This window comes from Sphingomonas sp. GW821-FHT10F09, from assembly GCF_058809195.1.
This window is the reverse complement of record NZ_JBXASI010000001.1, coordinates 1,520,797-1,545,285: the sequence shown is the minus strand read 5'-3', so window position 1 is coordinate 1,545,285 and position 24,489 is coordinate 1,520,797. Positions and strand designations below refer to the sequence as shown.

At 67.3% G+C, this 24,489-nt stretch carries 28 protein-coding genes; 13 read left to right on the top strand and 15 right to left on the bottom strand.

From position 1 onward, the window contains the following. Nucleotides 1–30: 30 nt before the first annotated feature. The 4 genes from rplI to AC1RTO_RS07340 form a co-directional block, all read right to left on the bottom strand. Nucleotides 31–627 carry a 50S ribosomal protein L9 gene (rplI, locus tag AC1RTO_RS07355; RefSeq protein ID WP_493160169.1) on the bottom strand — a complete coding sequence of 199 codons (597 nt, stop codon included), beginning with the start codon at nucleotides 625–627 and terminating at the stop codon, nucleotides 31–33. Nucleotides 628–639: 12 nt separating this feature from the next. After that, nucleotides 640–864 carry a 30S ribosomal protein S18 gene (gene rpsR, locus AC1RTO_RS07350; protein WP_007403456.1) on the bottom strand — a complete coding sequence of 75 codons (225 nt, stop codon included), beginning with the start codon at nucleotides 862–864 and terminating at the stop codon, nucleotides 640–642. Further along, complete coding sequence (rpsF, locus tag AC1RTO_RS07345; protein ID WP_293875834.1) at nucleotides 864–1,295, bottom strand: 30S ribosomal protein S6; 432 nt, start codon at nucleotides 1,293–1,295, stop codon at nucleotides 864–866. The genes rpsR and rpsF overlap by 1 nt, the downstream gene beginning before the upstream one ends. Nucleotides 1,296–1,451: 156 nt before the next feature. Further along, nucleotides 1,452–1,820 (bottom strand): RcnB family protein, encoded by a 369-nt coding sequence (locus AC1RTO_RS07340; protein WP_493160168.1) that lies wholly within the window; start codon nucleotides 1,818–1,820, stop codon nucleotides 1,452–1,454. 206 nt (nucleotides 1,821–2,026) lie between these two features. On the opposite strand from AC1RTO_RS07340, the gene fabD reads away from it, so the two are divergent. The 6 genes from fabD (at nucleotide 2,027) to mltG (ending at nucleotide 6,951) form a co-directional block, all read left to right on the top strand. Next, nucleotides 2,027–2,986 carry an ACP S-malonyltransferase gene (gene fabD, locus AC1RTO_RS07335; protein WP_493160167.1) on the top strand — a complete coding sequence of 320 codons (960 nt, stop codon included), beginning with the start codon at nucleotides 2,027–2,029 and terminating at the stop codon, nucleotides 2,984–2,986. A gap of 58 nt (nucleotides 2,987–3,044) precedes the next feature. Next, a complete protein-coding gene (locus AC1RTO_RS07330) occupies nucleotides 3,045–3,473 on the top strand; it encodes a GxxExxY protein (protein ID WP_493160166.1) in 429 nt (142 codons plus the stop codon). A gap of 1 nt (nucleotide 3,474) precedes the next feature. Further along, complete coding sequence (fabG, locus tag AC1RTO_RS07325; protein WP_493160165.1) at nucleotides 3,475–4,215, top strand: 3-oxoacyl-[acyl-carrier-protein] reductase; 741 nt, start codon at nucleotides 3,475–3,477, stop codon at nucleotides 4,213–4,215. A 130-nt stretch (nucleotides 4,216–4,345) separates the two neighbouring features. Next, a complete protein-coding gene (locus AC1RTO_RS07320; protein WP_019515010.1) occupies nucleotides 4,346–4,582 on the top strand; it encodes an acyl carrier protein in 237 nt (78 codons plus the stop codon). Nucleotides 4,583–4,721: 139 nt separating this feature from the next. Further along, nucleotides 4,722–5,978, top strand: coding sequence for a beta-ketoacyl-ACP synthase II (gene fabF / locus AC1RTO_RS07315; RefSeq protein WP_493160164.1), 1,257 nt, complete (start codon nucleotides 4,722–4,724; stop codon nucleotides 5,976–5,978). A gap of 4 nt (nucleotides 5,979–5,982) precedes the next feature. After that, entirely contained in the window at nucleotides 5,983–6,951 is a 969-nt protein-coding gene (gene mltG, locus AC1RTO_RS07310; RefSeq protein ID WP_493160163.1) for an endolytic transglycosylase MltG, read from the top strand. Nucleotide 6,952: 1 nt separating this feature from the next. Here mltG and AC1RTO_RS07305 read toward each other — a convergent pair whose 3' ends face one another. The 9 genes from AC1RTO_RS07305 to AC1RTO_RS07265 form a co-directional block, all read right to left on the bottom strand. Further along, the gene (locus AC1RTO_RS07305; RefSeq protein ID WP_493160162.1) at nucleotides 6,953–7,336 is read right to left on the bottom strand and encodes a hypothetical protein; all 384 of its coding nucleotides are present in this window, start codon (nucleotides 7,334–7,336) and stop codon (nucleotides 6,953–6,955) included. Between the two features lie 34 nt (nucleotides 7,337–7,370). Next, nucleotides 7,371–7,973: a bifunctional 4-hydroxy-2-oxoglutarate aldolase/2-dehydro-3-deoxy-phosphogluconate aldolase gene (gene eda, locus AC1RTO_RS07300; RefSeq protein ID WP_493160161.1), complete on the bottom strand. Its 603-nt coding sequence runs from the start codon at nucleotides 7,971–7,973 to the stop codon at nucleotides 7,371–7,373. 13 nt (nucleotides 7,974–7,986) lie between these two features. Then, nucleotides 7,987–8,952, bottom strand: coding sequence for a glucokinase (gene glk, locus AC1RTO_RS07295; RefSeq protein WP_493160160.1), 966 nt, complete (start codon nucleotides 8,950–8,952; stop codon nucleotides 7,987–7,989). A 117-nt stretch (nucleotides 8,953–9,069) separates the two neighbouring features. Continuing rightward, entirely contained in the window at nucleotides 9,070–10,881 is a 1,812-nt protein-coding gene (gene edd / locus AC1RTO_RS07290; RefSeq protein WP_493160159.1) for a phosphogluconate dehydratase, read from the bottom strand. 34 nt (nucleotides 10,882–10,915) lie between these two features. Beyond that, nucleotides 10,916–11,620, bottom strand: coding sequence for a 6-phosphogluconolactonase (gene pgl / locus AC1RTO_RS07285; RefSeq protein ID WP_493160158.1), 705 nt, complete (start codon nucleotides 11,618–11,620; stop codon nucleotides 10,916–10,918). A 145-nt stretch (nucleotides 11,621–11,765) separates the two neighbouring features. Next, on the bottom strand, nucleotides 11,766–13,229 hold the full coding sequence (gene zwf, locus AC1RTO_RS07280) for a glucose-6-phosphate dehydrogenase (protein ID WP_493160157.1): 1,464 nt from the start codon (nucleotides 13,227–13,229) through the stop codon (nucleotides 11,766–11,768). 14 nt (nucleotides 13,230–13,243) lie between these two features. Next, nucleotides 13,244–14,173 (bottom strand): N-acetyl-gamma-glutamyl-phosphate reductase, encoded by a 930-nt coding sequence (gene argC / locus AC1RTO_RS07275; RefSeq protein WP_493160156.1) that lies wholly within the window; start codon nucleotides 14,171–14,173, stop codon nucleotides 13,244–13,246. Further along, nucleotides 14,170–14,532: an SH3 domain-containing protein gene (locus AC1RTO_RS07270; RefSeq protein ID WP_493160155.1), complete on the bottom strand. Its 363-nt coding sequence runs from the start codon at nucleotides 14,530–14,532 to the stop codon at nucleotides 14,170–14,172. The genes argC and AC1RTO_RS07270 overlap by 4 nt, the downstream gene beginning before the upstream one ends. Beyond that, nucleotides 14,489–14,809 (bottom strand): MarR family transcriptional regulator, encoded by a 321-nt coding sequence (locus AC1RTO_RS07265; protein WP_293875747.1) that lies wholly within the window; start codon nucleotides 14,807–14,809, stop codon nucleotides 14,489–14,491. Before AC1RTO_RS07265 ends, AC1RTO_RS07270 begins: the two co-directional genes overlap by 44 nt. A gap of 243 nt (nucleotides 14,810–15,052) precedes the next feature. Between AC1RTO_RS07265 and secG the strand changes: the two genes are divergently transcribed. Further along, nucleotides 15,053–15,406 carry a preprotein translocase subunit SecG gene (gene secG, locus AC1RTO_RS07260; RefSeq protein ID WP_293875745.1) on the top strand — a complete coding sequence of 118 codons (354 nt, stop codon included), beginning with the start codon at nucleotides 15,053–15,055 and terminating at the stop codon, nucleotides 15,404–15,406. 89 nt (nucleotides 15,407–15,495) lie between these two features. Beyond that, on the top strand, nucleotides 15,496–17,130 hold the full coding sequence (pyrG, locus tag AC1RTO_RS07255; protein WP_493160154.1) for a CTP synthase: 1,635 nt from the start codon (nucleotides 15,496–15,498) through the stop codon (nucleotides 17,128–17,130). A 46-nt stretch (nucleotides 17,131–17,176) separates the two neighbouring features. Here the strand turns inward: pyrG and AC1RTO_RS07250 are convergent, their stop codons facing one another. Beyond that, nucleotides 17,177–17,644 (bottom strand): Hsp20 family protein, encoded by a 468-nt coding sequence (locus AC1RTO_RS07250; protein ID WP_493160153.1) that lies wholly within the window; start codon nucleotides 17,642–17,644, stop codon nucleotides 17,177–17,179. 240 nt (nucleotides 17,645–17,884) lie between these two features. Between AC1RTO_RS07250 and AC1RTO_RS07245 the strand changes: the two genes are divergently transcribed. The 5 genes from AC1RTO_RS07245 to AC1RTO_RS07225 all read left to right on the top strand — a co-directional run bounded on the left by AC1RTO_RS07245 (nucleotide 17,885) and on the right by AC1RTO_RS07225 (nucleotide 23,864). Beyond that, nucleotides 17,885–20,407 (top strand): TonB-dependent receptor, encoded by a 2,523-nt coding sequence (locus AC1RTO_RS07245; RefSeq protein WP_493160152.1) that lies wholly within the window; start codon nucleotides 17,885–17,887, stop codon nucleotides 20,405–20,407. Nucleotides 20,408–20,874: 467 nt separating this feature from the next. After that, nucleotides 20,875–22,119 carry a lipoprotein-releasing ABC transporter permease subunit gene (locus tag AC1RTO_RS07240; protein ID WP_293875737.1) on the top strand — a complete coding sequence of 415 codons (1,245 nt, stop codon included), beginning with the start codon at nucleotides 20,875–20,877 and terminating at the stop codon, nucleotides 22,117–22,119. Next, nucleotides 22,112–22,807 (top strand): ABC transporter ATP-binding protein, encoded by a 696-nt coding sequence (locus AC1RTO_RS07235; protein WP_493160151.1) that lies wholly within the window; start codon nucleotides 22,112–22,114, stop codon nucleotides 22,805–22,807. Before AC1RTO_RS07240 ends, AC1RTO_RS07235 begins: the two co-directional genes overlap by 8 nt. Beyond that, the gene (locus tag AC1RTO_RS07230) at nucleotides 22,804–23,394 is read left to right on the top strand and encodes a GNAT family N-acetyltransferase (protein ID WP_493160150.1); all 591 of its coding nucleotides are present in this window, start codon (nucleotides 22,804–22,806) and stop codon (nucleotides 23,392–23,394) included. The genes AC1RTO_RS07235 and AC1RTO_RS07230 overlap by 4 nt, the downstream gene beginning before the upstream one ends. After that, complete coding sequence (locus AC1RTO_RS07225; protein WP_493160149.1) at nucleotides 23,391–23,864, top strand: glutathione peroxidase; 474 nt, start codon at nucleotides 23,391–23,393, stop codon at nucleotides 23,862–23,864. The genes AC1RTO_RS07230 and AC1RTO_RS07225 overlap by 4 nt, the downstream gene beginning before the upstream one ends. 9 nt (nucleotides 23,865–23,873) lie before the next feature. Here the strand turns inward: AC1RTO_RS07225 and AC1RTO_RS07220 are convergent, their stop codons facing one another. Next, complete coding sequence (locus tag AC1RTO_RS07220) at nucleotides 23,874–24,452, bottom strand: HdeD family acid-resistance protein (RefSeq protein ID WP_493160148.1); 579 nt, start codon at nucleotides 24,450–24,452, stop codon at nucleotides 23,874–23,876. Between the last annotated feature and the right edge of the window lie 37 nt (nucleotides 24,453–24,489).

Genomic DNA, 24,489 nt, shown 5'->3' with positions numbered 1-24,489 from the left:
TTTCTGTGTCCACCGAAGCGGCGCGGGGGGTTAGCCCTGCGCCGGCTCCCCGGCGTCCGACTGCACTTCGGCAGTGGCGCCCGGTTCGGCGTTCGGATCATAGTCCTCGACGAAGCCGGCTTCGTCGCGCTCGAACATCGATGCCATGACATCGACGCCGGTCGCCTGCATCTCGGCCTCTTCGGGCGAGCGTGCGACGTTGACCTTGATCGTCACCACGACTTCCGGGTGAAGGGCGACGCGCACCTCGTACAGGCCGATCGACTTGATCGGCTTGTCGAGCACGACCTGGCTCTTGGCGACCTTGTGGCCATCGGCCTCGAGGGCCTCGACCAGATCGCGGACCGCGACCGAACCGTAGAGCTGGCCGGTGTTCGATGCCTGACGGATCAGGGTGACCGCCGCGTCCTTGAACGAACCCGCTTCCTTCTCGGCTTCGCCGCGACGGTTGGCGTTGTCCGATTCGATGCGGGCGCGGTTCGCCTCGAACACCTTGCGGTTGGCTTCATTGGCGCGCAGCGCCTTCTTGTTCGGCAGCAGGAAGTTGCGGGCGAACCCGTCCTTGACCTTCACCACGTCGCCGATGGCGCCGAGCTTCTCGACGCGCTCAAGCAGAATGACGTCCATGTTTCGGACTCCTTACTTAACGACGTAGGGCAGCAGGCCCAGATGACGGGCGCGCTTGATGGCCTGGGCCAGCTCGCGCTGCTTCTTCGCGCTCACCGAGGTGATGCGCGACGGCACGATCTTGCCACGCTCGGATACGAAGCCCTGCAGCAACCGGACGTCCTTATAGTCGATCCGGGGAGCGTCCTTGGCCGAGAACGGGCAGGACTTGCGGCGGCGGAAAAACGGGCGAGCCATTATGCGGCCTCCTCTTCACGGTCACGACGGGGGCCACGGTCCGGACGGTCGCCACGCGGGCCGCCATCACGGCCACCTTCGCGGTCGCCACGGCGCTCGCGGTCGCGCTCCTGCTTGCGCATCATCACGGTCGGACCCTCTTCCAGCTCATCGACCTTGACGGTCATGTAGCGGATCACGTCCTCGTTGATCTGGGTCTGGCGCTCCAGCTCGGCGACGACCGTACCCGGTGCGTCGATCTCGAGCATGACGTAATGCGCCTTGCGGTTCTTGGCGATGCGATAGGCGAGGCTGCGCAGGCCCCACGTCTCGGTCTTGACGACCTTGCCGCCATTGTCTTCGATGATCTTGGTGGCGGTTTCCGCCAGCGCGTCCACCTGCGCCTGTGCCAGATCCTGGCGCGCAAGGAACGTGTGCTCGTACAGAGCCATGCCTTGTCCTTCGTTGGCCGATCGCTGACGCCGCCCCATGCGACGCCCCTCCGGCTGTCTTCTCATGCAATACGAACCGGGGCGGAGAGACTGGCTCTCCACCCCGGATGTGGGCCTCATACTCGCCTGGCGGCGAATAGCAAGGTCATAGGCGGATCAGCGGAACGAGCGCTGGATCACGCGGACCACGGTGCCGTTGTCGCGGACCAGCACCGCGTCGCTGCCCGACCGCGCCCAGTAATGACCGCGCGGCGGCGCGGCGAGGCGGTAGGTGCGATAGTCGCGGACGACGCGATAGTTGGTCGCGCGGTTGCGGTCGAAACGCTGGCCGGCGCGCCAGTTCTGCGGGCCGCGGCGATCGTTGCGCACGATCGTGCGCTGCTTCACGACGGTGCGGCCGTTGCCGTTGTGCTTGACGGTGGTGACGGTGCGCTCGCGCTGCTGCGGTGCGGCCTCTGCGGTGGCGATGGCCATCGGGCTGGCGATCAGCGTGGCGGCGATGGCGCTCAGGATCAGCTTCTTCATGATACACTCCCATTCGGTCTACAGGCGCCGTCTGCCCGGCGTCGAAGGGAGATATGGGCCGCACATGTCGCAGACCTCTCCCGCCGACCCGGTTAAACGGTCGCAAGGTGTCGCAACTCCGCCCGGTTCGTTCAGGTTGCACGAGGGCCGTGTCGGTCCTAGGGGCGCCACCCTGACATAACGGCCTGTCATATAAGGAGAGCGCGATGCGGGCATTCATCTTTCCCGGCCAGGGAAGCCAGGCGGTCGGCATGGGCAAGGCGCTGCGCGATGCCAGTACGGTCGCGCGCGAGGTGTTCGGCGAGGTCGACGAGGCGCTGGGCCAGCATCTGTTCCGGCTGATGACCGAAGGTCCGGCGGAAGACCTGCAGCTGACCGAGAACGCCCAGCCGGCGATCATGGCGAATGCGATCGCGACGTTGCGCGTGCTGGAGCGCGAGGGCGGGGTGCGGCTGGCGGACAAGGCCGATTATGTCGCCGGCCATAGCCTCGGCGAATATAGCGCCCTTTGCGCGGCGGGCGCGTTCGACCTCGCGACGACGGCGCGGCTGCTGCGCCTGCGCGGGCAGGCGATGCAGGCGGCGGTGCCGGTCGGCGAGGGCGCGATGGCGGCGCTGCTCGGTGCCGACCTCGACAAGGCGCAGACGATCGCCGGCGCGGCGGTCGATTCGATCCTGGCGGAGGGGGGCGAGCAGCTGGTCTGTACCGTCGCGAACGACAACGATCCGTCGCAGGTGGTGATCTCCGGCCATCGCGCCGCGATCGAGCGCGCGGTGGCGATGGCGAAGGATCTGGGCGCCAAGCGCGCGGTGCTGCTGCCGGTGTCGGCACCGTTCCACTGCCCGCTGATGCAGCCCGCCGCCGATGCGATGGACGCCGCGCTCGCCGACGTCCGTATCGCCGCGCCGCTGGTCCCGGTCTTCGCCAACGTCGATGCGGTCGCGATCGCCGACCCCGGCGCGATCCGCGTCGCGCTGGTGCAGCAGGTGACGGGCATGGTCCGCTGGCGCGAATCGGTGCTGGCGATGGCCGGCGCGGGGGTGACGCAGTTCGTCGAATTCGGCGGCAAGGTCCTCTCCCCCATGGTCAAGCGCATCGCCCCCGACGTCGCGGCGATCAGCGTCGTGACGATGGACGACATCGAGGATTTGCTTAAGACGGTGTGATCTCGGGCGCGCAGAAAGAAGATTGGTTCACGCGGAGACGCGGAGACGCGGAGAAGAAGTGAGGGACATCGACCAGATCAGCGGTGACGTGCTCGACCTTGCGTTGAGGATGCATCGCGATCTGGGGCCGGGGCTTCTCGAAAGCGTGTATGAAACCGTTCTCGCCGGAAAGTTGGCCGCGATGGGATATTCCGTCGCCCGGCAGCGCCCGATCGGCATCGAGTTCGAGGGCATGCACTTCGATGCCGCCTTTCGGATCGACCTGCTGGTCGATGAGCGATTGCTCGTCGAGATCAAATCGATCGAGCGACTGGCCATCGTCCATGCCAAACAACTGCTGACCTATTTACGCCTCACCCGGCAGCCCGTCGGGCTGCTCATCAATTTCGGTGGCGCGACGCTCAAGGAGGGGGTGCGACGGATCGTCAATGACCATCGCCCCTCCGCGTCTCCGCGTCTCCGCGTGAACAACCTTCTTGGAGACTAACATGTTCGATCTCACAGGTATGACGGCGCTGGTGACCGGGGCGTCCGGGGGTATCGGGTCCGCGATCGCGCAGGCGCTGGCGGGGCAGGGGGCGCGGCTGGCGGTGTCGGGGTCCAATGCCGACAAGCTGGAGGCGTTTCGCGCAAGCCTCGGCGGCGAGCATGTCGCGGTGCCGTGCGACCTGTCCGATGCGGTGGCGGTGGATGCGCTCGTGCCGCAGGCGGTGCAGGCGCTGGGCGGGCGGATCGATATCCTCGTCAACAACGCCGGCGTCACCCGCGACAATCTTGCGATGCGGATGAAGGACGAGGAATGGGATCAGGTGATCCGCGTCAACCTCGAGGCCGCGTTCCGCCTGATCCGCGCGGCGGCCAAGCCGATGATGAAGCAGCGTTTCGGCCGCGTCGTGTCGATCACCTCGGTCGTCGGGCAGACCGGCAATCCGGGGCAGGCGAACTATGCCGCGTCCAAGGCGGGGCTGGTCGGCATGTCCAAGGCGCTGGCGCAGGAACTCGCCAGTCGCAACATCACCGTCAATTGCGTCGCGCCGGGCTTCATCCGCTCGGCGATGACCGACGTCCTGCCCGAGGCGCAGAAGAGCGCGCTGCTCGGCCGCATCCCCGCGGGCGACCTCGGCACGCCGCAGGACATCGGCGCCGCCGTCGTCTATCTCGCCAGCCGTGAAGCGGGTTATGTCACCGGACAGACCTTGCACGTCAACGGCGGCATGGCCATGATCTAGGGACACGATCTATAACGGGCCGAGGGTGGCCGTCGCGGCGGACCCTTAACAGACGCTTGCCACCCGAACCCGCCCGTTCTACGGGCGTTCAGGAACAACGAAACACCCCCAAACGAAGAGGGACTATACCATGAGCGAGACCGCCGACCGCGTGAAGAAGATCGTCGTCGAGCATCTCGGCGTCGAAGCCGACAAGGTGACCGAGGACGCGAGCTTCATCGACGACTTGGGTGCCGACAGCCTCGACATCGTCGAGCTCGTCATGGCGTTCGAGGAAGAGTTCGGGGTCGAGATCCCCGACGATGCCGCCGAGAAGATCACGACCGTGAAGGACGCGATCACCTATATCGACGAGCATAAGGGCTGAGCTTTCAGCTTGCCCGCGCCCGCTGAGGGCCGGATCTGAACGGCTCCCCGTCCCCTGGCTAGAGGGCGGGGGGCCGTTTTTCGTAAGAGCCCCCGGCGGAGCCGGTGGCGACGTGTTTGGACTGGATGGAGTGAAGGGTATGCGGCGCGTTGTCGTAACCGGTTTGGGTCTGGTGACGCCGCTCGGCGCGGACGTCGAGACGGCCTGGGCCAACCTGATCGCGGGCAAATCGGGCGCGGGTCCGATCACGCGGTTCGACGCGTCGGATCAGAAATGCCTGATCGCATGCGAGGTCAAGCCCGCCGATCACCCTTATGGCTTCGATCCCGACAAGCGCGTCGACCACAAGGTCCAGCGGCAGGTCGATCCCTTCATCGTCTATGGCATCGATGCCGCCGGCCAGGCGCTCGAGGATGCGGGCCTCACCGAGATGACCGAGGCCGAGCGGTTCCGCGCCGGCTGTTCGATCGGATCGGGCATCGGCGGCCTGCCGGGGATCGAGAGCGAATCGCTGGTGCTCGCCGAAAAGGGGCCGAAGCGGGTCAGCCCGCACTTCGTCCACGGCCGGCTCATCAACCTGATTTCGGGTCAGGTTTCGATCAAATACGGGCTGATGGGGCCGAATCACGCGGTGGTCACCGCGTGCTCCACCGGCGCGCATTCGATCGGCGATGCCGCGCGGATGATCGCGCTGGACGACGCCGACGTCATGCTCGCCGGCGGGTCGGAAAGCACGATCTGCCCGATCGGCATCGCCGGCTTCGCCGCGGCGCGCGCGCTCAACACCAGCTTCAACGACCGGCCCGAACAGGCCAGCCGCCCCTATGACCGCGACCGCGACGGCTTCGTCATGGGCGAGGGCGCGGGCGTCGTCGTGCTCGAGGAATATGAGCACGCCAAGGCACGCGGTGCGAAGATCTATTGCGAGGTGGTCGGTTACGGCCTGTCGGGCGACGCCTATCACGTCACCGCGCCGGAACCCGAAGGCTCGGGCGCCTATCGTTCGATGGAAATGGCGATGCGCCGGTCGGGCCTCGCGCTCTCCGACATCGACTATATCAACGCGCACGGCACGTCGACGATGGCGGACATGATCGAACTGGGCGCGGTCAAGCGTCTGTTCGGCGACGCGATCGGCGGCCTGTCGATGAGCTCGACCAAGTCGGCGATCGGCCATCTGCTCGGCGGCGCCGGTGCGGTGGAGAGCATCTTCTGCATCCTCGCGATGCGCGACCAGATCGTGCCGCCGACGCTCAATCTCGACAACCCCTCCGAAGGCGCCGAAGGCGTCGACCTCGTCCCGCATGTCGCGCGGAAGCGCGAGGTGCGCGCGGTGTTGAACAATTCGTTCGGCTTCGGTGGCACCAACGCCTCGCTGGTGATGAAGGCGCTCTGATCCGATGCGCAAGGTCGGTTGCCTCGGTCTGTTGATCGGCCTCGTCGCGCTGGTCGCGGCGGTGATGGTGGTGCGCGGCTGGGGCGGCAGTGGCCCGGCGCCGCGCACGCTGACCGTGCAGGTCGCCGAGGGCAGCAGCCTCGCATCGGCGGCACGCGCGCTGGAAAGCGCGGGGGCGATCACCTCGGCCAGCCGTTTCCGGTTGTTCGCGCGCGTGTTCGGCTCGGGCGAGCCGATCAAGGCGGGCGAATATCGCATCCCGCCGCGCACCAGCCCGTCCGACATCCTCAAGATGCTGCAGGGCGGCAAGGTGCTGCAACGGCTGGTCGTGGTGCCGGAGGGCTATCCGTCGGTGCTGGTCCATGATGCGCTGGCGAAGGCGGACGGGCTGACCGGCAGTGTCCCGGTGCCGACGGAAGGGTCGGTATTGCCCGACAGCTATGCCTTCCAGCGCGGCGACACCCGCGCGTCGGTGGTGGCGCGGATGCAGACGGCGATGCGCGATTATCTCGCCGCCGCCTGGGCGAAGCGCAAGCCGGGCATCGCGGTGACGACGCCGCAGCAGGCGATCATCCTCGCCTCGATCGTCGAGAAGGAAACCGGTAAGCCGTCCGAGCGGCGCACCGTCGCCGCGGTCTACGCCAATCGCCTGAAGCGCGGCATGCCGCTGCAGGCCGACCCGACCGTGATCTATCCGATCACCAAGGGGCGGCCGCTCGGTCGCCGCATCCTGCGATCCGAATTGCAGGCGAAGAACGGCTACAACACCTATGCCGAGGCGGGGCTGCCGGTCGGGCCTATCGCCAATCCCGGGCGTGCCTCGATCGATGCGGTACTCGATCCGGCGCAATCGAACGCGCTCTATTTCGTCGCGGACGGTACCGGTGGGCATGTCTTCGCCGACACGCTCGACCAGCATAACGCCAATGTGCGCAAATGGTACGCGATCCGCCGCCAGCGCGGCGAGATGTAGGTCAGGCGATCGCCCGCGGCAGCCAGGCGCTCTGCAGCGCAGCGACCGCCTCGTCCCAGTCGAGGTAGACCCGGCTGTTGTCGGCACAGAGGATGCGGCTGGCCTGTAGCTTGGCGAGCGCCGACCCGGTGACGGTGACGATCGGTCCGTCCGGTATGCCGCACGTCTGCTGCATCAGCGCCTGGATCGCGGAGGTTACCGTCGGCGACTGGATCGGAAAATGGCGCAGGTCGATCAACGTCGCGAAGGGACCGTAGCGCCCGCGCACCTCCCTGGCCTTGACGATCAGCGCGGATGAAAAATCCGCCATCGTCTCCGCCGACCAGAACCCCGCCATCGCGATGTGGAGAACGCCGTCCGCCGGATCGAAACGAAAATCGAACATGACGGCATTCTAGCAAGGCGGGGTAAAGGAACCCTCACCGCAGTCGTGCGGCCGCCCGCGCCTTCGCCTCGACGTCCGCCATCGTGCCGCCGGTCACCCAGCTGCCGCCGACGCAGAGCACCGGTTTGAACGCCAGCCAGTCGGGGGCGGAGGCTTCGGTGATGCCGCCGGTCGGGCAGAAACGGCACTGGTAGAAGGGCGCGGCGAGCGCCTTCAGCGCCTTCAGCCCGCCCGAGGTTTCGGCGGGGAAGAACTTGAAATGGGTCAGGCCAAGGTCGAGCCCGCGCATGATGTCGCCGGCGGTCGCGGTGCCGGGCAGATAGGCGACGCCCGCGTCGAGGATCGGCCGCGCGAGCCGTTCGGTGAGGCCCGGCGAGACGATGAATTCGACGCCGGCGTCGATCACGTCGCGCGCCTGCGCCTCGCTGACGACGGTGCCGGCGCCGACGATCGCGCCCGGCACCTTCTTCATCTCGGCGATCGCCTCCATCGCAGCGGGGGTGCGCAGCGTCACCTCCAGCACCTTCAGGCCGCCGGCGACCAGAGCCTCGGCGAGCGGGCGGGCGGTGGCGGCGTCGTCGATCACCAGCACCGGGATGACGGCGCTGGTCTGCATGATGGTGGCGATATCGGTCATGCCGGATGTCCCTTTACGAATGGTCTTGGGCGAAAGCGGCCGCGGCGCCGAACAGGCCGGGCTGCGGATGGGTGATGAGCTTGACGGGAATGCCCGCCATCAGCGTCTGGAAGCGGCCCTTGGCCTGGAACCGCTGGTCGAAGCCCGAACGGATCAGCTTGTCCTTGATCCGGAGGCCGAGGCCGCCGGCGATCACCACCGCCTTGGCGCCATGCGCCAGCGCGAGGTCGCCCGCGACGGCGCCAAGCGCGAGGCAGAAGCGGTCGAGCGCGGCGAGCGCGATCGAATCGGTGCCCTCGATCGCCTCGGTCCAGATCGTCTTGTCGTCGCGGCTGGGGACGGCGCGGCCCTCCATCTCGGCGAGCGTTTCGTAGATCGCGATGATCCCGGGGCCGGAGCAGATCCGCTCGGCCGAGACGCGGGTATAGGTACGGCGCAGGCGCTTGACGAAGGCGTCCTCAATCCCGTCGAGCGGCGCGTAATCGACATGGCCGCCCTCGGTCGGCAGGACGTGATAGCCGCTGCCGGTCTTGAACACCTGTGCGACGCCGAGGCCGGTGCCGGGCCCGCAGACGGTGGTGACGCCCTGCTCCGGCAGCGGCGTGTCGGGGCCGCAGAGATGCTCGAAATCGTCCGCCGGCAGCTGAGCGACGGCATGGCCGACCGCGCCGAAATCGTTGATGACGGTATAGACGTCGGCGCCGAGCCGCTCGGGGATCAGCGACGGACGGATCACCCAGGGGTTGTTGGTCAGGCGGATGATGTCGCCGGTGATCGGCGAGGCGACGGAGATCGCCGCGGCCTTGGGCAGCGGGCCGTCGTGCCGCGCGGCGAACGCCTGCCATGCGGTCTGCAGGCTGGCGTGCTCGGCGGTCTTGAGCGTCACCGGCTCGCCGAGCGAGACGACGTGGCCGCCCTCCACCTCCGCGATCGCGAAGCGGGCATGTGTGCCACCGATGTCGACGCTGACGAGTTGCATTCTTCTCTCCTAAGCTTGCTCCGTCCTCACCCTTCCGCGGCTTTGCCGCTCCCTCCCTCTCCCAATGGGAGAGGGAAAAGACGCCGCAGGCGGCGAAGGGTGAGGACGCCTACTCCGTTACAGCCCCGCCGCCGCCAGCATCCCCGACGCGCCCTTCTCGGCTTCGTCCGCCAGTCCGCGGAACATGCCGAACAGTTCGCGGCCCATGCCGGTCGCCGCGCCGGGGGCATCGCACAGCGGCCGTTCCAGCCATTCCGCCGGATCGACCAGTGCGTCCAACGTGCCGTTGAGCGCATCGACGCGGATGATGTCGCCGTCGCGGATCTTGCCGATCGCCCCGTTGCCGAGCGCCTCGGGCGAACAATGGATCGCGCACGGCACCTTGCCGCTGGCGCCCGACATGCGGCCGTCGGTGACCAGCGCCACCTTGAAGCCGCGGTTCTGCAGCACGCCGAGCGGCGGGGTCAGTTTGTGGAGTTCGGGCATGCCGTTGGCGCGCGGCCCCTGGAACCGGACGACAACGACGACGTCACGCTCCAGCTCGCCGCGCTTGAACGCCTCGATCACGTCGAGCTGGTCGTGGAAGACGCGCGCGGGGGCCTCGATCACCCAGCGCTCGCGGTCGACCGCCGACACCTTGATGCACGACCGGCCGATATTGCCGGCGAGGATGCGCATGCCGCCATCGGGCGAGAAGGCCTCGGCGACGGGGCGCAGGATGCTGGTGTCGCCGCTGTCGCCGACCGGCTCCCACGCCAGCTCGTCGTCGGCGATCACCGGCTTGTTGGCATAGGCCGACAGGCTGTCGCCGGTCACCGTGGTGATGTCGCCGTGCAGCAGGCCCGCCGACAGCAATTCCCGGACGACGAAGGGCATGCCGCCCGCCGCCTCGAACGCGTTCACGTCGGCCGATCCGTTGGGATAGACACGCGCGATCAGCGGCACCGCGCGGCTGAGGCGGTCGAAATCCTCCCAGTCGATGACGATCCCCGCCGCCCGCGCGATAGCGGGGACGTGCAGCAGATGGTTGGTCGATCCGCCGGTAGCGAGCAGGCCGACCGCGGCATTCACGATCGCCTTTTCATCGACGCAATGGCCGATCGGGCGGTAATCCTTGCCGCGCCAGCCCATGCCGGCGAGCCGATGCACCGCCGCGCGGGTCAGTTCCTGGCGCAGTTTGGTGCCGGGATTGACGAAGGCCGCGCCCGGCATGTGCAGGCCCATCACCTCCATCATCATCTGGTTGGTGTTGGCGGTGCCGTAGAAGGTGCAGGTGCCCTTGCCGTGATAGGCCTGGATCTCCGCATCGAGCAGCTCCTCGCGACCCGCTTTCCCCTCGGCATAGGCCTCGCGCACCGCCGCCTTCGCCTTGTTGGCGAGGCCCGACGGCATCGGGCCGCCGGGGATCAGCACCATCGGCAGGTGGCCGAAGCGCAGCGCGCCCATCAGCAGCCCCGGCACGATCTTGTCGCAGATGCCGAGCAGCGCCGCGCCCTCGAAGGTGCCGTGGCTGAGCGCGATGGCGGTGCTCAGCGCGATCGTGTCGCGGCTGAACAGGGACAGCTCCATGCCGGGATAGCCCTGCGTCACCCCGTCGCACATCGCCGGCACGCCGCCCGCGACCTGCGCCGTCGCACCGACCTCGCGCGCCCAGACCTTCATCAGCTCCGGATAGCGGTAATAGACGGCATGCGCGCTCAGCATGTCGTTATAGGCGGTGACGATGCCGATGTTCATGCCGGTATCGGCACGCAGCGTATCGCGATCCTCCTCGGTCCCGGCATAGGCATGCGCGAGGTTCGCACAGCCGAGCTGCGGCCGCCGCGCGCCATTCTCCCGCTCGCGATCGATCAGCGCCAGATAGGCGGCGCGGCTGTCCTTCGATCGCGCGATGATACGGTCGGTGACGGCGGAGACTTCGGAGTTCATGGCGCGGGTCCTGGGGAGGGGCGTTACGGGCGGCTTACGGCGCCCAGTGGATATCGACGGGTAGCTCCGCATCGGCGAGCACGCGGCCGATCGGATAGGGCGACGACGGCCCCTGATCGATCGCCTGTTCGATGACCGTGCGCTTGTCCTTGCCGGTGACCGCGATCATCAGCGCACGGGCGGTGACGATGCCCTGCCGCGACAGCGTGACGCGCGCGACGGGTGCCTCGGGCGGCAACGGGTCGGGCATCACGCCCAGCATCCGCCGTTCCTTGGGGCCATTGAGCGCCTCGTCGAAATCGGGGCCGGGGAAGATCGAGGCGGTATGGCCGTCGCCGCCGACGCCGAGCAGGCAGAGATCGAGCGGCCAGTGCAGGTCCTGCATCAGCGCATCGGCGGAGCGGCCGGCGGACTTGTAATCCTCGGTCTGCTTGGGGACGATCGGGATGACGCGCGCGCCCTTGGGGATGAACAATTTGCCGAGCTGCGTCACGTTCGACAGCGGATCACCGAGCGGCACGATCCGCTCGTCGCCCGGCACGATCGTCACGCGCTTCCAGTCGAGCTTCGCCTTGGCGAGCTTCTCATAGGCGGGGAAGGGGGTCTTGCCGCCCGCCAGCGCGACGACGGCGGAGCCGCGCGCGTCGATGGCGCTTTCGATGACGAACTGGATATCGCCGGCGACCGCATCGGCCAGCTCGGCGGCGTCGTCATACTCCCACCATTCGATCTCGGTCATCGTAAAGCCTTTTCGTGGTCGGCGCGCCCCCGATAGCCCGGAGCGGCGCGCAAGGTAAGTCGTCCCGCATACGTATGAGGGACATAATCGTGCGATAGAACGGGCGACCGCACGCCCGCGCGTGCGGGGCCGTGCGCCGGAACGATCAATCGTCCTGCCAGGTCACCCCGTCGCGCTCGGTCAGCGCGATCGCGCCCGCAGGCCCCCAGGTGCCGGCCGAATAATGTTTCGGCTTGGTCTGGTTCGCATCCCAGCCGGCGCGGATCGCATCGATCCACGTCCATTGCGCCTCGACCTCGTCGCGGCGCACGAACAGGGTCTGGTCGCCCTCGATCAGGTCGAGCAGCAGCCGCTCATAGGCGATGCGGCGACGCGATCCGGCGAATTCGGCATCGAGGCTGAGGTTCAGCGGCACCTCGCGCAGGCGCAGCCCCTCGCGATCGAGGCCCGGCTCCTTGGTCATCACCAGCAGCTGGATATATTCCTCCGGCTGCAACCGGATCACCAGCGTGTTGGGCTGGAGCAGGCCGCCGCGGCCGCGGAACATCGAATGCGGCACCGGCTTGAACTGGATCGCGATCTCGCTGCGCCGCTTCGCCATCCGCTTGCCGGTGCGCAGGTAGAAGGGGACGCCCTGCCAGCGCCAATTGTCGATATGCGCCTTGATCGCGACGAACGTCTCGACGTCGCTGTCATAGCCCAGTTCGTCGTCATAGCCCTTGACGACCTTGCCGCCGACCGCGCCCTCCTCATACTGGCCGGTGACGGTGCATTGCGGCACCGCTTCAGGAGAGATGGTGCGCAGGCTGCGGAAGACCTTGGCCTTTTCATCGCGGATCGCGGTGCCGTCGTACAGGGCGGGGGGCTCCATCGCGATCAGCGCGACCAGCTGGAGCATATGGTTGGCGACCATGTCGCGCAGCGCACCCGCGCCCTCGTAATAGCCGGCGCGGTCCTCCAGCCCGACCGTCTCGGCGATCGTGATCTGGACGTTGTCGATCCCCTGCGCGTTCCAGATCGGCTCGAACATCGAATTGCCGAAGCGCAGCGCGAGGATGTTCTGGACGGTTTCCTTGCCGAGATAATGGTCGATGCGGAAGATGCGCTCCTCGGGAAAGACCGAGGCGACGGTATCGTTGATCTCCTTGCTCGACCCGAGGTCGTAGCCGAGCGGCTTCTCCAGCCCGACCCGCACCGTGTCGCCCGCCAGACCGACGCTCTGCAGGCCCTTCACCGCCGGTTCGAACAGCGACGGCGCGGTCGACAGATAGATGGCGAGGCCGCCGGACACGTCGCCGACCTTGTCGGCGAGCGCGGCATAGGTCGCCTGATCGGACAGATCGACCGACTGGTAGAAGATGCGATCGAGGAAGCCGCTGAGCGCGCCCTCGTCCTTGCGATCCGCGGGCAGGAACTCGTCGAGCGCCTTCTTGGCGAAGTCGCGGAAACCCGCATCGTCGAGGTCGCTGCGCGCCGATCCGGTGATCGTCAGCCCCTCGGGCAGCAGGCCGTCGGCATGGAGGCCGTAGAGCGAGGGCAGCAGCATGCGCTGGGCGAGGTCACCGGTCGCTCCGAACAGGAGCAGCTTGCCGACGGGATTGCGCTGCATGACGATCCTTTGAACTAGAGGATGAGGCCGGCGAGCGGATCGAGCCCGGCCAGGATGTTGAGGTTCTGCACGGCGGCACCGCCGGCGCCCTTGCCGAGATTGTCGAGCGTCGCGACCAGCCGGACGTGACCGCTGTCGGCATTGCCGCAGACGCGCAGGGTCATCCGGTCGGTGCCGGCATTCTCCTCGATCTCCACCGCCGCGGCATCGCCGGGCGCGACGGAGACGAGCGCGCTGTCGGCATAGGCCGCGGCGAGTGCGTCCTCGACCTGCGCGATGCTGGGGCTGCCCGGCAATTGCTTCAGCGGGAGCGGGACCTCGCCGAGCATGCCGCGATTGAGCCGCGCCACCGCCGGCGCGAAGATCGGCGGATGCGCCAGACCGGCATGGGTGCGCATTTCGGGCAGGTGCTTGTGCGCGAGCGAGAGCGCGTAGATGCGAAATGCGGTGTCGGTGCCGCCGCCCTCGAATTCCGCTATCATCGCCTTGCCGCCGCCGGAATAGCCCGATGTGGCGTTATAGGTCAGCGGCCAGTCGGCGGGGACCAGCCCGGCGCGGACCAGCGGCGCGACCAGCGCGAGGAAGGCGGTGGGATAGCAGCCGGGGTTGGATACGAACCGGGCTTCGGCGATCGCCTGCGCCTGACCTGCCCGCAGCTCGGGGAAGCCATAGGTCCAGCCCAGCGCGACGCGGTGCGCGGAGGAGGCGTCGATGACGCGGGTCGTGCCGCCCTCGACCAGTGCCACCGCCTCGCGCGCGGCATCGTCGGGCAGGCAGAGGATCGCGATATCGGCATCGTTGAGTGCCTCGGCCCTCGCCGCCGCATCCTTGCGCCGCTCGTCGTCGAGCGTGACGACGGTCAGGTCGCTACGCCCGGCAAGCCGGTCGCGGATATCGATGCCGGTGGTGCCGACCGCACCGTCGATGAAGATGGTGACGCTCACGAATCGAAATCCGATACCTTGTCGAGCGCGGTACGGTCGACATAGCCGACCAGATTGGCGCGGATCGCGAGCCCCCAGGCGTGGCGGCCGGCCAGTTCGAGCACCTCGAAGGCGGCGCCCGCCGGCAACTCGGCGACCGGCTCGCTGAGATTGCGATCCGAGAACAGCGATATGGCGTGCAGCGCCCTGGCCTTCAGCGGCGCCGCGTAATGTGGCGCAAACACCTGTTCCGCAAGGCGAACGTCGGCGAGATCGCCGCGCACCGCATGCGTCCGGGGGTCGAGCGTGACCGAGGGGCCGGTAAGGGCGAAGGCCCTACGCGAGGGCTGGCTGGTGCGATCGTGCGTCGCCTTCGCCAAGGAATTGCCCGAACTCTTCAAGAAACTCTGCCCCTTCGGAAGTACGCGCGACGAAGATATTGCGCTTGTCGCTGTCGTCGCGTTGCCGGCGCAGATAGCCGAGCGCACCCAGCCTGTTCAAGGCGCGCGTGACGACGGGCTTCGAGACGTTGAGTGCCCGGGCCAGGCCACGCACGGTATGCGGGCCCGGATTGAGATAGACGAGCAGGAGAAGCGCCATCTGGCGATTGGTCAGGTCGGGCTCTCCCGACCGCACGTAATCGACCAGCGCGGTCATCCAGGTCGCAAGCGATTGCGCGGCTGTTCCCACGATCAAATATCCGTTTCTGCACCGTTTTCGGGGCTTTGTTTCGCGGTCATAACGCCCCCGCACCCCGCAGGTTTCCGTTAAATGAACGGCTTTGGGCAATTAGTACGGCATCGGACGGATCGCGGGCCGGGAGCCGCCCGGCCCGGCAAGGTTGATCGCCGGACATCCCTCGCCTATGTGCGCGCCTTCATCCGAAATTCGGGACCGTAGATGTTCACCTTCCTTCTCGTCGTACATGCCATCATCGCCGCCGCGCTCGTGACGGTGATCCTGATGCAGCGGTCGGAGGGTGGTGGCCTCGGCATGGGCGGCAGCCCGTCCGGCCTGATGTCGGCCCGCGGCGCGGCGGACTTCCTCACCCGCGCCACCTCGGTGCTGGCGACGGTATTCGTCTGCATGTCGATCGCGCTGGCGTTCATCGCGGCAAGCCGCCAGACGCAGACGATCGATACCTCGCTCGCCCGCACGCCCCCAGCGGCCCCCGCCGCGGCGCCGCTCGCGCCGGCGCAGGATGCCGTGCCGAACGCCCCCGCCGACAACGGCGCGGTGCCGCTTCAGCGCTAGGCCGACCCACCGTTCATCGTGAATCGCGTGCGGGTAGCCCCCGCGCGCTCTTGTCGTTCGACCCTTTAACACGCTAGGCGATTTCTCCCATGGCGCGGTACATCTTCATCACCGGCGGCGTGGTCTCGTCGCTCGGCAAGGGGCTCATGGCGGCCTCTCTCGCAGCTTTGCTTCAGGCACGCGGTTACCGCGTCCGGATTCGCAAGTTCGATCCCTATCTCAACGTCGATCCCGGCACGATGAGCCCGTATCAGCACGGCGAGGTCTACGTCACCGACGACGGCGCGGAGACCGACCTCGACCTCGGCCATTACGAGCGCTTCACCGGCGTCGCCTCGCGCCAGTCGGACAACGTCACCTCGGGCCGCATCTACAAGACGATCATCGAACGCGAACGCCGCGGCGACTATCTCGGCGCGACGGTGCAGGTGATCCCGCACGTCACCGACGCGATCAAGGCCTTCGCGCGTGCCGAGACCGACGACCTCGATTTCGTCCTGTGCGAGATCGGCGGCACCGTCGGCGACATCGAATCGCTGCCGTTCATCGAGGCGATCCGCCAGCTGAAGAACGAGGTCGGTCGCGGCAATGCGATCAGCATCCACGTCACCCTGGTCCCCTATATCGCCGCCGCCGGCGAGCTGAAGACCAAGCCGACGCAGCATTCGGTGCGCGAACTCGCCGCGCTCGGCGTCCAGCCCGACGTGCTCGTCTGCCGCTGCGAACATCCGCTGCCGCCGTCGGAGCGCGCCAAGATCGCCCTGTTCTGCAACGTGCCGGAAAGCGCGGTCATCCCGGCGCTCGACGCCAAGAGCATCTATGCGGTGCCGCTGCAATATCACGGCGAGGGCCTCGATTCGGAGGTGCTGCGCGCCTTCGGCATCACCCCGTCGTCGGCGCCCGACCTGTCGCGCTGGACCGACATCATGGACCGCCTGACCAATCCGGAGGGCGAGGTGACCGTCGGCGTCGTCGGCAAGTATGTCGGCCTGCAGGATGCCTACAAGTCGCTCAACGAGGCGCTGGTCCATGGCGGCATCGCCAACCGCGTGAAGGTCAACGTCCGCTGGATCGACGCAGAAATCTTCGAGAACGACGATTCGGAGATCGTCAGCCAGCTCGAACCCTGCGACGCGATCCTCGTCCCGGGCGCGTTCGGCGAGCGCGGCGCGGAGGGCAAGATCAAGTCCGTCAAATTCGCCCGCGAGCGCGAGATCCCCTATTTCGGCATCTGCTTCGGCATGCAGATGGCCTGCGTCGAGGGCGCACGCGACCTCGCCGGCATCGCCAACGCCTCCTCCACCGAGTTCGGCCCGACCGACGAGCCGATCGTCGGCCTCATCACCGAATGGATGGGCCGCGACGGGCTGGAGAAGCGCGAGGAACAGGGCGACATGGGCGGCACGATGCGCCTCGGCGCCTATGAAGCCGCGCTCGACGGCAACAGCGTCGTCGCCTCCATCTACGGCGACACGACGATCCACGAACGTCATCGTCACCGCTACGAGGTCAACACCGGCTACAAGGACGCGCTGGAAAAGGGCGGTCTGGTGTTCAGCGGCATGTCGCCCGACGGCACCCTGCCCGAAATCGTCGAACGGCCCGATCACCCCTGGTTCGTCGGCGTGCAGTTCCATCCGGAACTCAAGAGCAAGCCCTTCGACCCGCATCCGCTGTTCGCCAGCTTCATTCAGGCCGCGCTGACGAAGAGCCGGCTGGTCTGACGATAAAAGCCCTCTCCCGGTGGGGAGAGGGCTTCCGGAAAAGCGGTTACGCGGCTTCGGCCACGTTCGCCTTGTCCTCGACCGCGGCCAGCGGCGCGCCGGTCTTGATCGCGATGCTCTTGGGCTTCATCGCCTCGGGCACCTCGCGCACCAGATCGATCACCAGCAGGCCGTCGTTGAGCCGCGCGTCCTGCACGAACACGAAATCGGCGAGCTCGAAGCGGCGTTCGAAGCTGCGGTTGGCGATGCCGACGTGCAGGAAATGGGCGTTGGCCGCCTTGTCGTCCTTGCGCCCGGCGACGAGCAGCAGGTTCTGCTGCGCGGTGATCTCGATCTCGTCGCGTGCGAAGCCGGCCACCGCCAGCGTGATGCGATAGCGATCCTCGGCGAGGCGTTCGAGATTGAAGGGCGGGTAATTCTCCGCCGTCGCGGCGCGCGCGTTGCTTTCCAGCATGTCGAACAGACGGTCGAAACCGATGGTCGAGCGGCGATAGGGGGTCAGGTCGAGTCGCATGTCAAATCCTCCAAAGGAAGCGAGTTGAACGACGGCATCCACGTCTGTGCGATGCCGGTGCACGGCCCGTCATCGGCGCCGCGCTTCACCTATCTGGTTGGTGCCGATCCGGCTTCAAGAGGCAGGGACGCGGAATTTTGCGGTGCCGAAGCCCCGCTTTGCCGCGCCCAAGCTTCTCCCGCATTGAAGATCCCCCGGAACAGTAGAGTTTAGCGGCAAAAGAACCTCAGGGAGCATTGCATGTCGTGGACTCTAGCCTTTCTACTCGCCGGTCAGGCATCGGCCGCCCAGTCCACGCCGCCGCCCCCGCCCCCGCCCCCGCCGTCGTCACCGGCCCAGGCCGTTCCCGCCCAGGCGATCGAGGTGCAGGCCGACGAACCCGCGCCCCTGCCGCCTGAAGCGGCGATCCAGCGCAGCTCGGTCGCCGGCGACATCGTCGTCACCGCCCGCCGCCGCGCCGAGTCGGTGCAGAACGTGCCCATCCCGATCTCGGTCGTCGGGGTGAAGGAGCTCGACAGCACCGGCAGCTTCAACGTCGCGCGGCTCCAGCAGCTGCAGCCGACGCTGCAATTCTATTCGACCAACCCGCGCAATTCCTCGGTCAACATCCGCGGCCTCGGCGCGCCGCTGGGCCTGACCAACGACGGGATCGATCAGGGCGTCGGCGTCTATATCGACCAGGTCTATCTCAGCCGGGTCGCGGTCGCGACGCTCGATTTCCTCGACGTCCAGCAGATCGAGACGCTGCGCGGCCCGCAGGGGACGCTGTACGGCAAGAACACCGTCGCCGGCGCGATCAACATCACCAGCAAGCCGCCCAGCTTCACCTTCGACGGCCGCGCCGAGGTCAGCCTCGGCAATCTCGAATTCAAGCAGGCCAAGGCGTCGGTGTCCGGACCGCTGACCGACGACATCGCGATCCGGCTGGGGCTCACCACCACCGGCCGCCGCGGCACCGTCCGCAACGTCGCGACCAGCCAGTATGTCAACAGCCAGGACAATATCGGTCTGCGCACCGCGATCCTGTGGAACGCCTCGCCCGATCTCAGCTTCACGCTGTCGGGCGACTACAGCCGCCAGAACCCGGTGTGCTGCGCGCAGATATTCGTCCGCGTCGGCGCGACGCAGCGGCCGCTCAACCGCCAGTTCGACGCGCTCTCCCGCGCGCTGGGCTACGAACCGCCCAGCCGCAATGCGTTCGACCGGCTGACCGACCTCGACGCCTCGCTCAACGCGCGCAACATCCTCGGCGGTCTGTCGCTGCGCGGCGAATACAAGCTCGGCTCGGGCACGCTGACCTCGGTCAGCGCCTTCCGCTTCTGGGACTGGCTGCCCGCCAACGATCGCGACTTCACCGGCCTGCCGATCACGACGCTGTCGCAGAATCCGACGCACCAGAGCCAGTATACGCAGGAATTCCGCTATGCGGGCGGCGGCACCAGGCTCGACTATGTCATCGGCCTGTTCGGCTTCTATCAGGACATCCATACCACCGGCACGCAGCGGCAGGGCAGGGCGGCGAGCCGCTGGCTCATCAACCCGTCGACCCGCGACACGAGCGTTCCGGGATCGCCCCTGCTGGCGAACGATCCCTCGGTCCTCGACGGGCTGACCGCGGCGAACGACATCCGCCTCAAGAACTTCTCGGGCGCGGTGTTCGGCAAGCTCAACTGGAAGATCGACGACCGCTTCACCCTGTCGCCGGGCGTGCGCCTCAACTATGACGACAAGGTCGGCAGCTACGTCAGCATCGTCCGCGACGCGCAGGGCAATCTCGTCCCCTATAGCGGCGGGACCGCGCGGCAGGCGGCGCAGCGCGACGCGATCCAGCCGCAGGCGTTCAACGACGAGGCATATCGGGCGTGGAACGTCACCTATGACATCACCGGTTCGTACAAGCCGGCGCGCGACGTGCTGGTCTACGCCACCTACGCGCATACGTTCAAATCGGGCGGCCTCAATCTGAACGGCGTACCGGTCGTCAACGGCGTCGTGCAGACGCAGCTGGCGCAGATCGCGCCCGAAAAGGTCGACCATTTCGAACTCGGCGCCAAGTCGCAATTCTGGGATCGCAAGGCGACGCTCAACGTCACCGCCTATTGGACCGAGATCCGCGACTATCAGGCGGTGGTGAACAACAGCTCGACCTCGACGCTGCGCGGCTATCTCGCCAATGCGGGCAAGGTGCGGGTGCGGGGGATCGAGGCCGACTTCTCGATCCGGCCGAGCGAGCGGTTCACGCTCTACACCAACGGTGCGTTCAGCGATGCGCGCTACCTCGATTTCAAGAACGCGCCATGCCCGCCGGAACTGTCGGGCGGCGGCACCCCGACCGCGGCCAATCCGACGATCGGTGCGCCCGGCCAGCCGGGCACCAACAGCCCGATCGTCTGCGATATCTCGGGCCAGTGGATGCCGGGCATCTCCAAATTCGCCTTCTCCTATGGCGGCGAATACAATCTGCCGACGCAGGTGTTCGGGCAGGATGGCGAGGTCTATCTCGGCCTCGATGCCAGCTCGCGCACCAAATTCTCGTCCAACGCCTCGCGCTCGATCTACACCGATATCGGCGGCTATACGCTGACCAACGCGCGGTTCGGCTTCCGCACCGATGCGGGCTTCAACGCCTTCGGCTGGGTCCGCAACGTGTTCGACACCGAATATTACGAGGTGCTGGCGACGACCCCCGGCAACACCGGCCTGATCGCCGGCAACGTCGGCGACCCGCGCACCTATGGCGTTACGCTGTCGAAGAGCTTCTGACGTCCCGCCGCCGCCCCGTCATGCCTGCCCTACGCGCAGGATGGCGGGGAGGGGGTGCACCCGGCCACCACGTTATCGTGCCGTTCAGGATTGATCTGCGATAGACGGAATTGCCGGACAGGGGGCGCGAATTGGAAGCTCCCTCCCTCTGCCCGGCGCTTTTTGCGGGCAGCCTCCGGGCCGCTAAAACGGCAAACGCCCGGACCGTTGCCGATCCGGGCGCCTGCGTGACGAGAAACCCGTCAGCCCCCTTAGGTCGCATCCCGACACGCGCGTATTTCGCTGCATTGCCGTTCCGCTCTTCCCCGAACCACGGCCGTTGCCTGTGTCTCAGATGAGTGTTTGCTAGGCAGGCGCACCGGCTTTGTCACCGTCAATATGGGGTGCGGTTTTCGATTGGCGGAACCCTGTGTCGAATCCGCAACATTTGTTGCGTGTCGCCCCGGCCTCTCCTAGAGCCTCGCCCCATGATCCTCTCACGCTACGAACGGATGATCGCCCGGCGCTACCTGCTCCCGGGCAAGGGAGAGGCGTTCATCTTCCTGGTCGCATCCATCAGCCTCGTCGCGGTGATGCTCGGCGTTGCCGCGCTCGTCATCGTGATGAGCGTGATGAACGGCTTCCGCGCCGAACTGTTCGACAAGATCGTCGGGCTGAACGGCCATGCCGTCATCCAGAGCGCGGGTGGCCGCCTGCCCGACTGGCGCGAGATCGTCGCGGAGGCGCGGCGCACGCCCGGCGTCACCTCGGCGGTGCCGATGGTCGAACAGCCGCTCGCCGCTACCTACAACGGCCGAGCCGAGGCGGTGCTGGTCCGCGGCCTCGCCGATGCCGACGTGCGCCGGATGATCGGCGGCAAGCTCATCATGGGGTCGCTCTCCGGCATCCGCGCCGGCAACGGCCAGATCGCGCTCGGCTCGCGGCTGGCGGAGGCGCTCGGCGCGCAGGTCGGCAGCGACGTCTCGCTGTTCAGCCCGCAGGGGCAGACCACGCCGTTCGGCACCGTGCCGCGCATCGTCAGCTACAAGGTCGGCGCGATCTTCGAGATCGGCCTGTACGATTACGACAAGGCCTATGTGCTGATGCCGTTGCAGGACGCGCAGACGCTGCTGCTGCTCGGTGACAGCGTCGGCATGATCGAATTGCAGACGACGGACGCCGACCGGGTCGGGCCGATCCTCGCGCCGCTCGCCGACACGCTCGGCGGCAATGCGGTGATCGCCGACTGGCGCAGCATGAACGCGCAGCTGTTCCAGGCGCTGGAGGTGGAACGCGTCGCGATGTTCACCGTGCTGTCGATCATCATCCTCGTCGCGGTGTTCAACATCCTCTCCTCGCTCATCATGCTGGTCCGCGCCAAGACGCGCGATATCGCGATCCTGCGGACGATGGGGGCGACGCGCGGCGGGCTGATGCGCATCTTCATGGTCGTCGGCACGACGATCGGCGCACTCGGCACGCTCGCCGGACTCGTGCTCGGCTTCATCTTCCTCTTCTACCGGCAGGCGGTCGTGAACCTCGTCCAGCTCATCACCGGGCAGAATCTGTGGGACCCCTCGATCCGCTATCTTACCGAACTGCCGTCGAAGACCGACCCGGTCGAGATCGTCATCATCGCGCTGATGGCGCTGGTGTTCAGCTTCCTCGCCACGCTGTATCCGGCGTGGAAGGCGGCGAGCACCGATCCGGTGCAGGTGCTGCGTTATGAATGACATCGCCGACACCGCCCCGGTCGCGGTCCTCCAGACCACGGGCCTGACCCGCAGCTTCACCCAGGGCGGCGAGACGATCCACGTGCTGCGCGGCGTCGACCTCGCGGTCGCACCGGGCGAGATCGTCGCACTGGTCGGCCCGTCCGGGTCGGGCAAGTCGACGCTGCTGCAGGCGGTCGGTCTGCTCGAGGGCGGGTTTCAGGGCTCGATCCGCATCGCCGGCACCGAAGCAGCGAAGCTCGACGCGCATGGCCGCACGATCATGCGCCGCGACCATCTCGGCTTCGTCTACCAGTTCCATCATCTGCTGCCGGACTTCAACGCGACCGAGAATGTCGTGCTGCCGCAGCTCGTTCATGGCGCCGAGCGCAAGCCAGCCGACGATCGCGCGGTGGCGCTGCTGACCGCGCTCGGCCTAGGCCATCGGCTGACCCACCGGCCGAGCCAGCTGTCGGGCGGCGAGCAGCAACGCGTCGCGGTCGCCCGCGCGCTCGCCAACCGGCCCGCGCTGGTGCTGGCGGACGAGCCGACCGGCAATTTAGACGAACATACCGCCGATATCGTGCTGGCCGAATTTCTCCGCCTCGTCCGCGGCGAGGGCTCGGCGGCGCTGATCGCTACCCATAACGAACGGCTGGCGCAGAAGATGGACCGCGTCATGCGCCTCCACGAAGGCGTGCTGTCGTGAGCGCCTGGGGCGAGACGCCGACCCTCACCGGTCGCCACGTCACGCTCCGCCCGCTGGAGCGCTCCGACCGGGACGCGCTCGTCGCGGTCGCGTCGGCGGGCGACCTCTGGGACACCTTCTACGCCAACGTCGCGCAGCTGAAGGACGCGGACCGCTGGTTCGATGTCGCCATCCAGCAACAGGATTATGGCCGGGCCCGCCTGTTCGCGGTCTGCGATCCCGCCGGGCAGGTCGTCGGTACCACGCGGTACCTGCGAATGAACGAAGGTCATCGCCGGCTCGAACTGGGCGGCACCTTTTACGCCAAGGCGGTCCAGCGGACCGGGGTCAACACCGAAGCCAAGTTGCTGCTCCTCACCCATGCGTTCGGGGTGCTCGGCTGCCAGTGCGTCCAGATCCGCACGGATGCGCTCAACCGGCGCAGTCAGGCCGCGATCGAACGCCTCGGCGCGAAGCAGGACGGCATCCTGCGCGGCCACCAGATCATCGACGGCCGGTTGCGCGACAGCGTCGTCTATTCGATCCTCGACCGCGAATGGCCGGGGGTCCGCCAGAACCTGCAATTCCTGCTCGCGAGGCACGCATGATCGCCGATTTCACCGTCAAGGGCGCCGACGGCACCGCCGTGCCGCTCGATCGCTACGCGGGACAGGTGGTGCTGATCGTGAACACCGCCTCGAAATGCGGTTTCACCCCGCAATATGAGGGGCTGGAGGCGCTGCACCGCCGCTACGACGATCGCGGCTTCGCGGTGCTGGCCTTCCCCTGCAACCAGTTCGGCGCGCAGGAACCCGGCGACGCGGCGGAGATCGCGAATTTCTGTTCGCTGACCTATGACGTGACCTTCCCCGTCTTCGCCAAGGTCGACGTCAACGGGGCAGGGGCCGATCCCCTGTTCGAACGCCTGAAAAGCGACGCGCCGGGCGTGCTGGGGTCGAAGGCGATCAAGTGGAACTTCACCAAGTTCCTCGTCGACCGCGCCGGCAAGGTGGTCCACCGCTACGCCCCGACGACCAGGCCCGAACAACTGTCGGCGGACATCGAGGCGTTGCTGTAGCCGCCCCGCCTACAGGGCCGGTGCGGCGAAGGCTGCGGCACCCTTCCGGTGGTTCAGGGCCGCCGCCACCGACGTCACCCCGCCGAAGACGAAGCTGATTCCCAGAATGAACCCGGGCAGCGTCAGTGCCGACCCCGGCAGCGTCGCGAACACGTAGATCGCCAGCAGCAGGTTCACCACGCCCAGCGCGATCATCAGCCCGCGTCCGCGCTTGAAGCGCATGCCCAGCCCGATCTCCAGCGCACCGCGCACACCCAGCCACACCGCGACCATCAGCGTCAGCGACAATGCGCCCGACACCGGGTTGAACGCCATCAGCAATCCGACGACCAGCGACAGCAGGCCGAAGCCGATCGCATAGCCGCGCCCCTCATGCCCCTTGCCCGCGAAACCGGCGGCGATCGACACCAGCCCCGCGGCGATGAAGAACGCGCCGATCACCAGCGTCGCGGCATAGGTCGCCGCGAACGGATTGAGGAAGGCGAGCACGCCCAGCACGACGGACAACACGCCATAGCCCAATATCCAGCCCCATCCGGCGCCCGCCGCCGGCGCGGCGCGGGGATCGATCGATGCGCGGTTGTCCATGAACATGCTCCTCCGTTGAGCGACCGTAACGGAGTTA

Excerpts from the sequence above, each read along its gene's own strand:
- rplI (WP_493160169.1), bottom strand. The coding sequence starts at position 627 with ATGGACGTCATTCTGCTTGAGCGCGTCGAGAAGCTCGGCGCCATCGGC.
- rpsR (WP_007403456.1), bottom strand. The coding sequence starts at position 864 with ATGGCTCGCCCGTTTTTCCGCCGCCGCAAGTCCTGCCCGTTCTCGGCC.
- rpsF (WP_293875834.1), bottom strand. The coding sequence starts at position 1,295 with ATGGCTCTGTACGAGCACACGTTCCTTGCGCGCCAGGATCTGGCACAG.
- AC1RTO_RS07340 (WP_493160168.1), bottom strand. The coding sequence starts at position 1,820 with ATGAAGAAGCTGATCCTGAGCGCCATCGCCGCCACGCTGATCGCCAGC.
- fabD (WP_493160167.1), top strand. The coding sequence starts at position 2,027 with ATGCGGGCATTCATCTTTCCCGGCCAGGGAAGCCAGGCGGTCGGCATG.
- fabG (WP_493160165.1), top strand. The coding sequence starts at position 3,475 with ATGTTCGATCTCACAGGTATGACGGCGCTGGTGACCGGGGCGTCCGGG.
- AC1RTO_RS07320 (WP_019515010.1), top strand. The coding sequence starts at position 4,346 with ATGAGCGAGACCGCCGACCGCGTGAAGAAGATCGTCGTCGAGCATCTC.
- fabF (WP_493160164.1), top strand. The coding sequence starts at position 4,722 with ATGCGGCGCGTTGTCGTAACCGGTTTGGGTCTGGTGACGCCGCTCGGC.
- mltG (WP_493160163.1), top strand. The coding sequence starts at position 5,983 with ATGCGCAAGGTCGGTTGCCTCGGTCTGTTGATCGGCCTCGTCGCGCTG.
- AC1RTO_RS07305 (WP_493160162.1), bottom strand. The coding sequence starts at position 7,336 with ATGTTCGATTTTCGTTTCGATCCGGCGGACGGCGTTCTCCACATCGCG.
- eda (WP_493160161.1), bottom strand. The coding sequence starts at position 7,973 with ATGACCGATATCGCCACCATCATGCAGACCAGCGCCGTCATCCCGGTG.
- glk (WP_493160160.1), bottom strand. The coding sequence starts at position 8,952 with ATGCAACTCGTCAGCGTCGACATCGGTGGCACACATGCCCGCTTCGCG.
- edd (WP_493160159.1), bottom strand. The coding sequence starts at position 10,881 with ATGAACTCCGAAGTCTCCGCCGTCACCGACCGTATCATCGCGCGATCG.
- pgl (WP_493160158.1), bottom strand. The coding sequence starts at position 11,620 with ATGACCGAGATCGAATGGTGGGAGTATGACGACGCCGCCGAGCTGGCC.
- zwf (WP_493160157.1), bottom strand. The coding sequence starts at position 13,229 with ATGCAGCGCAATCCCGTCGGCAAGCTGCTCCTGTTCGGAGCGACCGGT.
- AC1RTO_RS07265 (WP_293875747.1), bottom strand. The coding sequence starts at position 14,809 with ATGACCGCGCTGGTCGATTACGTGCGGTCGGGAGAGCCCGACCTGACC.
- secG (WP_293875745.1), top strand. The coding sequence starts at position 15,053 with ATGTTCACCTTCCTTCTCGTCGTACATGCCATCATCGCCGCCGCGCTC.
- pyrG (WP_493160154.1), top strand. The coding sequence starts at position 15,496 with ATGGCGCGGTACATCTTCATCACCGGCGGCGTGGTCTCGTCGCTCGGC.
- AC1RTO_RS07250 (WP_493160153.1), bottom strand. The coding sequence starts at position 17,644 with ATGCGACTCGACCTGACCCCCTATCGCCGCTCGACCATCGGTTTCGAC.
- AC1RTO_RS07245 (WP_493160152.1), top strand. The coding sequence starts at position 17,885 with ATGTCGTGGACTCTAGCCTTTCTACTCGCCGGTCAGGCATCGGCCGCC.
- AC1RTO_RS07240 (WP_293875737.1), top strand. The coding sequence starts at position 20,875 with ATGATCCTCTCACGCTACGAACGGATGATCGCCCGGCGCTACCTGCTC.
- AC1RTO_RS07235 (WP_493160151.1), top strand. The coding sequence starts at position 22,112 with ATGAATGACATCGCCGACACCGCCCCGGTCGCGGTCCTCCAGACCACG.
- AC1RTO_RS07225 (WP_493160149.1), top strand. The coding sequence starts at position 23,391 with ATGATCGCCGATTTCACCGTCAAGGGCGCCGACGGCACCGCCGTGCCG.
- AC1RTO_RS07220 (WP_493160148.1), bottom strand. The coding sequence starts at position 24,452 with ATGGACAACCGCGCATCGATCGATCCCCGCGCCGCGCCGGCGGCGGGC.